The sequence below is a fragment of the Rhodoferax sp. RT4P68 genome, from assembly GCF_056521305.1.
This window is the reverse complement of the sequence record NZ_JBWMBB010000013.1, coordinates 158,733-170,981: the sequence shown is the minus strand read 5'-3', so window position 1 is coordinate 170,981 and position 12,249 is coordinate 158,733. Positions and strand designations below refer to the sequence as shown.

General features: G+C 68.1%; 11 protein-coding genes. All 11 read right to left on the bottom strand.

Features of this window, described 5'->3' with window-relative positions:
- Positions 1 to 67: 67 nt before the first annotated feature.
- Positions 68 to 940: an acetyl-CoA carboxylase, carboxyltransferase subunit beta gene (gene accD, locus AC099J_RS24705; RefSeq protein WP_479617941.1), complete on the bottom strand. Its 873-nt coding sequence runs from the start codon at positions 938 to 940 to the stop codon at positions 68 to 70.
- A 38-nt stretch (positions 941 to 978) separates the two neighbouring features.
- On the bottom strand, positions 979 to 1,788 hold the full coding sequence (gene trpA, locus AC099J_RS24700) for a tryptophan synthase subunit alpha (RefSeq protein ID WP_479617940.1): 810 nt from the start codon (positions 1,786 to 1,788) through the stop codon (positions 979 to 981).
- Positions 1,785 to 3,056: a tryptophan synthase subunit beta gene (gene trpB / locus AC099J_RS24695; RefSeq protein WP_479617939.1), complete on the bottom strand. Its 1,272-nt coding sequence runs from the start codon at positions 3,054 to 3,056 to the stop codon at positions 1,785 to 1,787. Before trpB ends, trpA begins: the two co-directional genes overlap by 4 nt.
- Complete coding sequence (locus AC099J_RS24690; RefSeq protein ID WP_479618010.1) at positions 3,031 to 3,789, bottom strand: phosphoribosylanthranilate isomerase; 759 nt, start codon at positions 3,787 to 3,789, stop codon at positions 3,031 to 3,033. The genes trpB and AC099J_RS24690 overlap by 26 nt, the downstream gene beginning before the upstream one ends.
- Positions 3,790 to 3,791: 2 nt before the next feature.
- Positions 3,792 to 4,574 carry a tRNA pseudouridine(38-40) synthase TruA gene (truA, locus tag AC099J_RS24685; protein WP_479617938.1) on the bottom strand — a complete coding sequence of 261 codons (783 nt, stop codon included), beginning with the start codon at positions 4,572 to 4,574 and terminating at the stop codon, positions 3,792 to 3,794.
- 16 nt (positions 4,575 to 4,590) lie between these two features.
- Complete coding sequence (locus tag AC099J_RS24680; protein WP_479617937.1) at positions 4,591 to 7,140, bottom strand: motility hub landmark protein FimV; 2,550 nt, start codon at positions 7,138 to 7,140, stop codon at positions 4,591 to 4,593.
- A gap of 262 nt (positions 7,141 to 7,402) precedes the next feature.
- Positions 7,403 to 8,566: an aspartate-semialdehyde dehydrogenase gene (gene asd, locus AC099J_RS24675; RefSeq protein ID WP_479617936.1), complete on the bottom strand. Its 1,164-nt coding sequence runs from the start codon at positions 8,564 to 8,566 to the stop codon at positions 7,403 to 7,405.
- Positions 8,567 to 8,675: 109 nt separating this feature from the next.
- Positions 8,676 to 9,761, bottom strand: a complete 1,086-nt coding sequence (gene leuB, locus AC099J_RS24670) for a 3-isopropylmalate dehydrogenase (RefSeq protein ID WP_479617935.1) — start codon at positions 9,759 to 9,761, stop codon at positions 8,676 to 8,678.
- A 76-nt stretch (positions 9,762 to 9,837) separates the two neighbouring features.
- Positions 9,838 to 10,128, bottom strand: coding sequence for a hypothetical protein (locus AC099J_RS24665; RefSeq protein WP_479617934.1), 291 nt, complete (start codon positions 10,126 to 10,128; stop codon positions 9,838 to 9,840).
- 1 nt (position 10,129) lies between these two features.
- Positions 10,130 to 10,780 carry a 3-isopropylmalate dehydratase small subunit gene (gene leuD, locus AC099J_RS24660; RefSeq protein ID WP_479617933.1) on the bottom strand — a complete coding sequence of 217 codons (651 nt, stop codon included), beginning with the start codon at positions 10,778 to 10,780 and terminating at the stop codon, positions 10,130 to 10,132.
- 19 nt (positions 10,781 to 10,799) lie between these two features.
- A complete protein-coding gene (leuC, locus tag AC099J_RS24655) occupies positions 10,800 to 12,245 on the bottom strand; it encodes a 3-isopropylmalate dehydratase large subunit (RefSeq protein ID WP_479617932.1) in 1,446 nt (481 codons plus the stop codon).
- Positions 12,246 to 12,249 lie beyond the last annotated feature (4 nt).

The window sequence follows — 12,249 nt, the reverse complement described above, 5'->3', positions numbered from 1 at the left end:
TTCGGCACCGCGGTCGGTGAACGCCGCGTCGGGCGGCCGTGCGACGCTCAGGCGCTGGCCGCCTCGCTCAGGTAACGGCGTCGGCCGGCTGGCGCTGCAGCATGGCCAGCGTGTTGGCGATCGTGCGGCGCAGGTCCTTGCGGTTGCAGATCAGGTCGATGGCGCCCTTTTGCTGCAGGAACTCGGCACGCTGAAAGCCCTCGGGCAATGTCACGCGCACGGTCGACTCGATCACGCGCGGGCCGGCAAAGCCGATCAGCGCCTTGGGCTCGGCGATCACCACGTCACCCACGAAGGCAAAGCCCGCGCTGACGCCGCCCATGGTCGGGTCGGTCAGCACGCTGATATAGGGCAGGCCCTTCTTGGCCAGGCGCGTCAGCGACGCGTTGGTCTTGGCCATCTGCATCAGGGAGAGCAGGCCCTCCTGCATGCGCGCGCCACCGGTGGCGGTGAAGCAGATGAAGGGCACCTTCTGCTCGATGGCCGCGTGCACGCCGCGCACGAAGCGCTCGCCCACCACGCTGCCCATGCTGCCGCCCATGAACTCGAACTCGAAGCAGGCGACGACCACATTCAGGCCGTGCACCGCACCGCCCATCACGATCAGCGCATCGGTCTCGTTGGTGTTCTCCAGCGCCTCCTTGAGCCGCTCGGGGTACTTGCGGCTGTCCTTGAATTTCAGCGGGTCGACGGGGATGACCTCCTGGCCGATCTCGTAGCGGCCTTCCGGGTCCAGGAAGGCATCGAGCCGCGCGCGTGCGCCGATGCGGTGGTGGTGGCCGCAGGTGGGGCAGACGTTCAGGTTCTTTTCGAGATCGGTCTTGTAGAGCACCGTTTCGCAGCTGGGGCACTTGATCCACAGCCCCTCGGGCACGCTGCGCCGGTCCGCCGGGTCGCTGGGCTGGATTTTCGCGGGAAGCAGTTTTTCGAGCCAGGACATGGGCGTTGGAACTCCGATGGGGCTGAAGGGGGTGCCGATTATGCGCCGAGGGCCTGGCGGATCTCGCGCAGGAACTCGGCGGCGACTGGGGCGACGCGGTCGCGCGGCTGGCCGTCGATCAGCTGGATGATCTTGCTGCCGATGACGACCGCATCGGCCACGCGGCCCACGGCCTGCGCCGAGGCCGCGTCGCGGATGCCGAAGCCCACGCCCACTGGCAGGCTCACGTGCTGGCGGATGCGCGGCAGCATGGCCTCGACCGCCGCCGTGTCCAGCGTGCCAGCGCCGGTCACGCCCTTGAGCGAGACGTAATAGACGTAGCCGCTGGCCACCTCGGCGACCTGGCGCATGCGCTGTTCGGTGGACGTCGGAGCCAGCAGAAAGATCAGGTCCATGCCGTTCTCGCGCAGGCGGGCGGCGAAGTCCACGCACTCCTCGGGCGGGTAGTCGACGACGAGCACACCGTCCACGCCGGCCGCAGCCGCGTCGCGCACGAAGCTGTGTTCGCCATGGCGCTGGTCATAACGCTCGACCGGGTTGGCGTAACCCATCAGCACCACGGGCGTCTGCGCGTCCCGGGCGCGGAAGGTCTTGACCATCGCCAGCACCTGGGCCATGCCGATGCCCAGCGCCAGGGCTTTCTCGCCCGCCTGCTGGATCACGGGGCCGTCGGCCATCGGGTCGCTGAAAGGCACGCCGAGCTCGATGACGTCGGCACCGGCCTCGACCATGGCGTGCATGAGTTCGGGCGTGACGTCGGCGTAGGGGAAGCCGGCGGTGACGTACGGGATCAAGGCCTTGCGGTTCGCGGACTTGAGCCTGGCGAAGGTGGTCTGGATGCGGCTCATGCTTTCACTCCGCCCTTGACTGCGTGGCCGCGCATGGACGGTCGGTCGTAGAAGTCTTCGCCCGACAGGTCGGCCACGGTGCCGATGTCCTTGTCGCCGCGGCCGGAGAGGTTCACCAGGATGCTCTGATCCGCACGCATCGTCGGCGCCAGCTTGCGCGCGTAGGCGAATGCGTGGGCCGACTCCAGCGCCGGGATGATGCCTTCGGTGCGGCACAGGTAGTGGAAGGCCTCGAGCGCCTCGGTGTCCGTCACGCCCACGTATTCGGCGCGGCCGATGTCCTGCAGGAACGCATGCTCGGGGCCAACCCCGGGGTAGTCCAGGCCGGCGCTGATGCTGTGCGTCTCTGTCACCTGGCCGTTTTCGTCTTGCAGCAGATAGGTGCGGTTGCCGTGCAGCACACCCGGCGTGCCGCGCTGCAGCGAGGCCGCATGCTTGCCGCTGTCCAGCCCTTCGCCGGCGGCTTCCACGCCGATCAGGCGCGTGCCGGCATGGCCGATGTAGGGGTAGAAGATGCCGATGGCATTGCTGCCGCCGCCCACGCAGGCCAAAACGGCATCGGGCTGGTCGTTCTTGCAACCGGCCGCAGCCAGCATCTCGGGCATCTGCACCAGGCACTCGTTGCCGATCACGCTCTGGAAGTCGCGCACCATCATCGGGTAGGGGTGCGGGCCGGCCACGGTGCCGATGATGTAGAAGGTGTCGTCCACATTGGCGACCCAGTCGCGCATGGCCTCGTTCAGCGCGTCCTTCAGCGTCTTGCTGCCGCTGTCCACCGGCACCACGGTGGCGCCCAGCAGCTTCATGCGGAACACGTTGGGGCTTTGGCGCTTGACGTCTTCGCTGCCCATGTAGACCACGCACTCCAGGCCGTAGCGGGCGCAGATGGTGGCCGTGGCCACGCCGTGCTGGCCGGCGCCGGTCTCGGCGATCACGCGCGGCTTGCCCATGCGCCGGGCCAGCATGGCCTGGCCGATCACGTTGTTGATCTTGTGGGCGCCGGTGTGGTTGAGGTCTTCGCGCTTCAAGAAGATCTGCGCGCCGCCGTGCTCGCGGCTGCTGCGCGCGGCGTGGTAGACGGGCGAGGGCCGGCCGACGAAGTGGGCCAGTTCGCTCTTGAATTCGGCGATGAATTCCGGGTCGTGCTGAAAGCGTGCGTAGGCGTCTTTCAGCTCTTCGATGGCGTGCGTGAGGGTCTCGGAGACGAAGCTGCCGCCGTAGACGCCGAAATGGCCTGAAGCGTCAGGCTGCTGATAGGGGGTCGACATGTTGATACCTTGCGAAGTGCGCGTCGGCGGCGCGAACGGCCGCCACGAACTGATTGATCTTGTCGGCGTCCTTGATCCCCTTGGAGACCTCGACGCCGGAGCTCACATCAACGGCCAGCGACAGGGCGCGTGGCCGCACTTGCAAGATGCCATCGGTCACGTTTGCAGGCGTGAGTCCACCACTCAAGACGAGGTGAGATGCGACGTTTGGTGGAAGCAGTGACCAATTGAATGCCTTGCCGCCGCCGCCGTATCCCTCGACATGGGCGTCGAGCAAGATGGCTTGGGCTTGGGAGAAGTCGGCGGCGAATCTTACCAAGTCGAAATGCCCGTCGTCGCCAAGCGGAATGCGGGCCGCGCGGATGAACGGGCGTGCCGGCCGCGCAGTGGCAGCCAGGCAGTCCGCGGGCGACTCGTCGCCATGGAACTGCACGACGGCGCCGGGCACCTGGTCGCACGCGGCGATGACGTCGGCAGCCGGGGCGTTCACGAACAGCAGCACCGGCGTGACATAGGGCGGCAGCCGGCGGGCCAGCGCGGCCGCGCGCTGCGGTGTGACATGGCGCGGGCTCTTGGCGTACAGCACCAAGCCCACGGCGTCGGCCCCGGCGGCGACAGCGGCGTCCAGGTCTTGCTCGCGTGTGATGCCGCAAATCTTGACGCGGGTGCGCGCGACCTGAGGCGCGTTCGCATCACGCGCAGCGGGCAGGGGTACAGGAGTGGTCATGGTCATGTTCAAGGCAGCCAATCATAGGCAGCGGTGCGGTCCGGCAGGCCCCAATGGTCTTCGTAGCGCGGCCCGAGGAAGTACAAGCCGTCCGGCGAGAACGTGGGTGCGGCCACCTTGCGGCTGCGGGCCTGCAGGACCTCGCCGATCCAAGGCACCGGTTGCTCGCCCCGGCCGACGACCAGCAGGCAGCCCATCAGGTTGCGGATCATGTGGTGCAGAAAGGCATTGGCCTCGAACTCGAAGCGCCAGTAGGCGCCGCGCCGCACGATGTCGATGCGGTGCAGCGTCTTGACCGGGGTCTTGGCCTGGCACTGCGAGGCGCGGAACGAGGAGAAATCATGCGTGCCGATCAGCAACTGCGCCGCTGCCCGCATTGCTGCCTCGTCCAGCGGGCGGAACACCCAGCCCACGCGCCCGCGCTCCACGCTTGGGCGCACCGGCGACTCCAGCAGCACATAGGCGTAGCGGCGGGCGATCGCGCTGGCACGCGCGTGAAAGCTGTCGGGCACCGGCTGCGCCCAGTGCACGGCGATGTCGCCTGGCAGATGGGCGTTGGTGCCGCGGACCCAGGCATTCGGTGGGCGCTCAATCAGGGTGTCGAAGTGGACCACCTGCATGAGGCCGTGCACGCCGGCATCGGTGCGGCCGGCGCAGATGGTGGACACCGGTTGCTGCGTGAAGGCGTGCAGCGCGGCCTGCAGGCGGTCTTGCACCGTGCGGCCCGAGGCCTGGCTTTGCCAGCCTTCGTAATCCTGGCCCGCATAGCTGACCCCCAGCGCCAGACGCACGCGTGCCTTCCCGCCGTCAGGCGAGCTCGGCCAGGAAGCGTTCGGCCTGTGCCTTCAGCGCGCCGGTGGCTTCGGCCAGCACTTCTTCGGCCAGCGCACGGGCGCCATCGCTGTCGCCGATGGCGCTGAACTCTTCGGCCAGCGCCAGCTTGGTGGCCAGCGGGTCGTCGACATCTGGCATCTCGGTGGCCGCTGCTGCCACATCTGCTTCGGGCGGCTCGCCCAGGTCCAGGCTCAACGAGCCCAAATCCAGCGGGGCGGCGGGGAAGCCCGGCGATCCTGGCCCCGAAGCTGTCGGCGTCGGCGCGTCTGTGGCGTCCAGGTCAATGTCGAAGTCCAGGTCATTGGCCAGCGGCGGCGGGGGCAGATCCTCGGGCGCAGACGTGGCGGCAGCGGGTGCTGGCACGGTGGCTGGTGACAGCCCGGCGGCATCGACTACAGGGGTGGTGGCCGGGCGCGGCGCGGGCGTGCCGGGGGGCGTCGTCGGGTCCAGGTCGAGGTCGAGATCCAGGCCGAAATCGAGCGCGGCGGCCGGTGGCGCAGGTGGGGCCACGGCTGGCTCTTGCGTTTGCCCTGGCGCTGCTTCGTCCGCAGCGCTGGTGGTCGCGCTGGCAGCGAGGCCGGCGCCCGCCGCCAGGCCTGCGCCCGCCGCCAGGGCCGCGCCGCTGACACCTGCGCCTGCGTCTGACCACAGCCGGTGGGTGGGGGCCAGTGTGCGCCCCAGTTCGGCAATGCGCGCCCACTCGGGGCCCGCGCCACCGCTCAGCGCATGCGCCATCTCGGCCAGGGCTTCGAAGGCCGGCAGGTCACGCCGCTTGGCATGGATCTCGGCCAGCTTGGCGTGCAGGGCCAGGCGCTCGGGGGTGTTGCGCAGAGCCTCGTTGAGGATTTCCTCGGCCTGCAGGTCGCGGCCATAGGCCAGGTAGACCTCTGCCTCGGTCACCGGGTCGGCATCGGTGGCGGCGGAGAGTGGGCCCAGGCGGTCTTCCATGGACGCCGCCGGCGCGTCGAGCGCCGAGGTGTCCACACGCTCGCCACCGCTGGCGGCGAAGAAGGAGTCGGCTGGCGCCGCGCCGCTGCCGGCCTGTGCGGCGGCCAGTGCCTTGCGCCGCTGGCGCGCGCGGTACAGACCGAAAGCGGCCAGCAGCGCGATGAGCGCCCCCGCCGCCGCAGGCACCCAGGGATGGCCCAGCAGGCTGTCGATCCAGCGCGTGGGCTCTGTGGAGGGGGGCGCCGGCTCCGGCGCGGAGGCGGCAGGGGCGGCCACGGCCAACTCGGGCGCAGAGGTGGCCGCCTGGGCAGGTGCTGCGGGGGCCGTGGCGTCGGTGCTGGCAGACGGCGCCTGTTCGCTGGCCGTGCTCGCCGCGGTGGCCGGTGGCGTCGCCCCGGGCGTGCCGGTCGCAATGCCCAGCTGGTTCAGCTCGGTGATGTTGCGTGACAGCTCCGCCACGCGTTCGGCCGAATCGCGCGCAGCCTTTTCGCTGGCGATGCGCTCGTCGGCGGCTTTGGCCTGCAACCCTCCCTTGGACAGGGTCAGCCGGTCGGGGGCGGTGGCGGCAGGGCGGCTGTCCGTGACCTCGGTCTGCACCCGCCCGCTGGCCGAGCGTTGGGCAGCGTCGGCCGGTACGGCAGCCGCATTGGCCGCCAGCCGGCGGCGGAATGCATTGAAGTCGCGGCTTTGTGCCGTGATGGTCTGCGAGGCCTCGGCCGCCGGGATGGCCGCAGCCTGATCGGGCGCCGGCATGTCGAGCACGGCACCGGCTTTGAGCAGATTCACGTTGCCCTGTAGAAAGGCATCCGGGTTGCTGCGCAGCAGCGCGACCAGCATCTGGTCGAGCGACACGTCGGCCGGCTTGTAGGCGGCGGCGATGCGGCCGGCCATGTCGCCCGGCTTGACGACGACCTGCCCACCCGCCGGCGCCGTTGCAGGTGCCGCAGCTGCGGGCCTGGGAGCCGGTGCCGGTGGCGGTGTTGGTGCTGGTGCTGATGCTGGTGCTGGTGCTGGTGCTGCCTCGGGAGCAGGAGCAGGAGCAGGAGCAGGAGCAGGAGCAGGAGCAGGAGCAGGGGCCTGCGGCACCGTCGGTACAGGGGCCGCTGCGCGCTCGGCTGCGGCGGGGGGCGGGCTGGCTGGCAACGCTGCGGCCGGCGCGGGCGTCACCTGCGGTGCCGTGGTCACCGTCGGCGGCGCCTGCCCAGAGCCGGGTGGATCGAGCAGGATGGTGTAGTCCCGCACCACGCGGCCAGACGCCCAGTTCACCTGCAGGATCAGATCGACGAAAGGCGCGTTGACAGCGGCATCGCTGGTCAACTGCAGCACCATGCGGCCATCGGCCCGGCGCTGCGGTGCGATGCGCACGCCCTGCAGGGCGGCGTGGTATTCGAGGCCCGCCGCGCGAAACGCTTCGGGCGCGGCGATCGAGGTCTGCAGCGTGGCGGCCTCTTCGCTGCTGATCTCAGGGATGTCGATCTCGGCCCGCAGGGGCTGGCCCAGGGCCGATTGCACCGTCAGGCGACCGAGCGTCAGTGCCTGGGCGTCGTGCACTGGAAGGGTCAGCGATGCGACCACGGCCACCGCCGCGATCGACCTTGCCCTCCAATCCGCAAAAGCACCCTGCACATGTGGCGCGGCGGCAGCTTGGGGGGCAGGTCGTTGTGGCGTCATCATGCGGTCGGAACCCGTCCTCAAATCAAAAAATCACGGTAGCAGCAATGCTTTGGGCTGACAAGCTGAGGCGACGCCTAAGGTATGGCCGGGCCCGCCACGGCGACCGGCGCCCACCGGCCTGTTGCCAAGCGACAACGAGCCAGCGGGGGCGCTCTGGTGCTGCTCAGTCCTGCAGCAGCACGCGCAACGTGCGGCGCAGCGGTTCGGCCGCGCCCCACAGCAGCTGGTCGCCGATCGTGAAGGCGCCCACGTACTCCGGCCCCATCGCCAACTTGCGCACGCGGCCCACCGGAATCTGCAGCGTGCCGGTCACGGCCACGGGCGTCAGGCTCTTGATGGTGTCTTCGCGCGTGTTGGGCACCACGCGTACCCAGTCGTTGTCGGCCGCCATCATGGCTTCGAGGTCCGCCAGCGGCACGTTCTTCTTGAGCTTGAAGGTCAGCGCCTGGCTATGGCAGCGCATGGCGCCCACGCGCACGCAGAAGCCATCGACCGGCGTGGCGGGCACATCGAAGCCGCGGCCCTGGCCCAGGATCTTGTTGGTCTCGACGCCGCCCTTCCACTCTTCCTTCGACATTCCCCATTCGGCGTCGGTCTGCGACTTACCGATGCCCAGATCCTTGTCGATCCACGGAATCAAACTGCCACCCAGTGGTGCACCGAAATTGGCCGTTTCGTCTGCCGACAGCGCCTTCTGGCGGGCCAGCACCTTGCGGTCGATCTCCAGGATGGCGGACTTGGGGTCGTCCAGCAGGGACTTGACCTCGGCGTTCACGCTGCCGAACTGCGTCAGCAGCTCGCGCATGTGCTGCGCCCCACCGCCGGACGCGGCCTGGTAGGTCATGGTCGTCATCCATTCGACCAGGCCGGCCTTGTACAGCGCCCCCACGCCCATCAGCATGCAGCTGACCGTGCAGTTGCCGCCGATCCAGTTCTTGCCGCCCTTGGCCAGGGCGCGTTGCATCACGGGCAGATTCACCGGGTCGAGCACGATGACAGCGTCGTCCTGCATGCGCAGGGTGGACGCGGCGTCGATCCAGTGGCCGTTCCAGCCGGCAGCGCGCAGTTTGCCGAAGACTTCGCTGGTGTAGTCGCCGCCCTGGGCGGTGACGATGATGTCGCAGCGCTTGAGCGCCTCGATGTCGTAGGCGTCCTTGAGCGTGGTTTCGTTCCTGGCCTGCGCCGGGGCCTTGCCACCGGCGTTGGAGGTCGAGAAGAACACCGGCTCGATCAGGTCGAAGTCGCCCTCGGCCTGCATGCGATCGATCAGCACCGAGCCGACCATTCCGCGCCAGCCGACCAGGCCGACCAGATTACCCACCTTCATCACACTGCCCTTTCAGTTGTTGTCTTCTTCCCGGCATCGGCCGGTTGCGCCGGCCATCTTGGAAGCCCGGCTCGTCGAGCCGGGAAGGGGCGTGACGAGACGGGCTGGATCAGCCTTTGGTCGTCTTGGTAATCGCTTCCACCACGGCGTCACCCATCTCGCGGGTGCCGACCTTGGTCGTGCCTTCGGACCAGATGTCACCAGTGCGCAAACCCGAGGCCAGCACCGATTGCACCGCAGACTCGATACGGTCAGCGGCTTCGGCTTGCTGGAGGGAGAAACGGAGCATCATGGCGGCGGACAGGATTGTAGCCAGCGGATTGGCCACGCCCTTGCCCGCGATGTCGGGCGCGCTGCCGTGGCTGGGCTCGTACAGACCCTGGCTGCTGGCGTTCAGACTGGCCGAGGGCAGCATGCCGATGGAGCCGGTCAGCATGGCCGCCGCGTCCGACAGGATGTCGCCGAACATGTTGCCGGTGACCACGACGTCGAACTTCTTCGGCGCCTTGACCAACTGCATGGCAGCGTTGTCGACGTACATGTGGTCCAGCGCCACATCGGGGTATTCCTTGCCGATCTCGGTGACCACGTCTTTCCAGAGCTGGAAGGTCTCCAGCACGTTGGCCTTGTCCACGCTGGTCACGCGCTTGTCGCGTTTGCGCGCAGCCTCGAACGCCACACGGGCGATGCGCTCGATCTCGGGGCGCGAGTAGCGCATGGTGTCGAAAGCTTCCTCAGCGCCGGGGAAGTGGCCGTCGGTTGCCGTGCGGCGGCCGCGTGGCTGGCCGAAGTAGATGTCGCCCGTCAGCTCGCGGATGATGAGGATGTCCAGCCCCGCCACCAACTCGGGCTTCAGGCTGGAGGCGCCGACCAGCTGCTCATAGCAGATGGCGGGGCGGAAGTTGGCGAACAGACCCAGGTTCTTGCGCAGGCCCAGGATGGCCTGCTCGGGCCGCAACGGTCGGTCCAGCGTGTCGTACTTCCAGCCGCCCACGGCGCCGAACAGGACTGCGTCGGCTTCCTTGGCCAGCTTCAGTGTGGCCTCGGGCAGCGGGTGCCCATGGGCGTCGTAGGCGGCCCCGCCGACCAGGGCGGTTTCCATCTCAAATTTCAGATCGAGTGATTTCAGGACGCGCACGGCCTGCTCGACGATTTCGGTGCCGATGCCGTCACCGGGGAGGACTGCGATTTTCATGGGTGTTGACCAGTGCGAGGTTGACTTGCGAAACCGGCGAGGGTTTCAGCAGGTTGGGATTGAGGCGTGGCGGGTTTCACGGCAGTTCTTCGTCGGCGAGCCAGTGTGCCAGCCGGTGTTCGCAGGCCTTCATCACGACGTAGGCCGCCATGCTGGCAGCTCCGGTGACGAGCAACTCTGCCAGTTGGTAGAGAGCGCCGTCCATGACGGCTAGCCAGCCCTGCTCGGCGATGAAGCGCGCATTCGCTTGAAACAGGTGGATCAGGTTCGGCGTGCCGGCGCCGAAGGCCAGGAACGCCAGCGCCATCACCATGAAGGTCAGCCACAGCCGCGACAGCACCCATCGCCTGAAGAGTCTGCGCAGCACGTCAATCGATCAACTGACCGGCCAGCCACGGCTTTTCGGCCAGGCGCTGGGCTTCGAACGCGCGGATCTTGTCGGCATGGCGCAGCGTGAGGCCGATGTCGTCAAAGCCGTTCAGCAGGCAGTACTTGCGGAAAGCCTGCACCTCGAACGGCAACTCTTCACCCTGGGCTTTGACGACGACCTGGCGTTCCAGGTCGACGGTCAGCTGGTAGCCGGGGAACGCGAGGCACTCGTCGAACAGCTGGGCCACTTGCGCCTCGGGCAGCACGATGGGCAAGAGACCGTTCTTGAAGCTGTTGTTGAAAAAGATGTCGGCGTAGCTGGGCGCGATGATGGCGCGAAAGCCGTATTGGTCCAGCGCCCAAGGCGCGTGCTCGCGCGAGGACCCGCAGCCGAAGTTCTTGCGTGCCAACAACACCGAGGCACCGGCGTAACGCGGCTGGTTCAGCACGAAGTCGGGGTTGGGCTTGCGGCTGGAGGGGTCCATCCCGGGCTCGCCATGGTCCAGGTAACGCCACCCGTCGAACAGGTTCACGCCGAAGCCGGTCTTCTTGATCGATTTGAGGAACTGCTTGGGAATGATGGCGTCGGTGTCGACGTTCTCGCGGTCCATGGGCGCGACCAGGCCCTTGTGCACGGTGAATTTCTGCATGGTGATTCTTCCTTGGCGCTCAGGCGAATGGGCGGATGTCGATGAAGTGGCCGTGGACCGCAGCGGCGGCTGCCATGGCGGGGCTCACCAGATGGGTGCGGCCGCCGGCGCCTTGCCTACCTTCGAAGTTGCGGTTGCTGGTGGAGGCGCAGCGCTCGCCCGGCTCCAGCCGGTCGGCGTTCATGGCCAGGCACATCGAGCAGCCCGGCTCGCGCCACTCGAAGCCAGCGGCCTTGAAGATCACGTCGAGACCCTCACGCTCGGCCTGTTCCTTCACCAGGCCGGAGCCCGGCACGACCAGCGCCAGCTTGACGTTCTTGGCAACCTTCTGGCCCAACTTTTTGACCACGGCGGCGGCCTCGCGCATGTCCTCGATGCGGCTGTTGGTACACGAGCCGATGAAGACCTTGTCGATCGTGATGTCGGCCAGCGGCTTGCCGGGCGCAAGGTTCATGTAGGTCAGCGCGCGCTCGATGGCGCTGCGCTTGTTGGCGTCCTTTTCCTTGTCCGGGTCGGGCACGCGGGCGTCGATGCCCAGCACCATCTCGGGCGAGGTGCCCCAGGTGACCTGCGGCACGATCTGGTTGGCGTCCAGCTCGACCACGGTGTCGAACTTCGCGCCCGGGTCGGACTGCAACGTGCGCCAGTAGGCGATGGCATGTTCCAGCGCCACTCCCGTCGGCGCCAGCGGGCGGCCGCGCACGTACTCGATGGTTTTCTCATCCACCGCCACCATGCCGGCGCGCGCACCGGCCTCGATGGCCATGTTGCAGACCGTCATGCGGCCTTCCATGCTGAGGCTGCGGATCGCCGCGCCCGCAAACTCGATGGTGTACCCGGTGCCGCCGGCCGTGCCGATCTTGCCGATGATGGCCAGCACGATGTCCTTGGCGGTGCAGCCCTTGGACAACCGGCCTTCCACGCGCACCAGCATGTTCTTGGCCTTCTTGGCCAGCAGGGTCTGCGTCGCCATCACGTGCTCGACCTCGCTGGTGCCGATGCCGTGGGCCAGCGCGCCGAAGGCACCGTGTGTGGAGGTGTGCGAATCACCGCAGACCACCGTCATGCCAGGCAGCGTGGCGCCGTTCTCCGGCCCGATCACGTGCACGATGCCTTGGCGCCGCGACAGGAAGGGGAAGTACGCGGCCGCGCCGAACTGGCGGATGTTGTCGTCCAACGTGGTGATCTGCTCTTTGCTGATCGGGTCGGCGATGCCGTCGTAACCCTGGTCCCAGTTGGTGGTGGGCGTGTTGTGGTCGGCCGTGGCGACGATGGAGCTGATGCGCCAGACCTTGCGGCCGGCCTGGCGGATGCCCTCGTACGCCTGCGGGCTGGTGACCTCGTGCACCAGGTGGCGGTCGATGTAGAGCACCGAGGTGCCGTCGTCCTCGGTGTGGACGACGTGCTCGTCCCAGATCTTGTCGTACAGCGTGCGAGCGCTGACAGTGCTGGTGGTGATGGCCATGGGG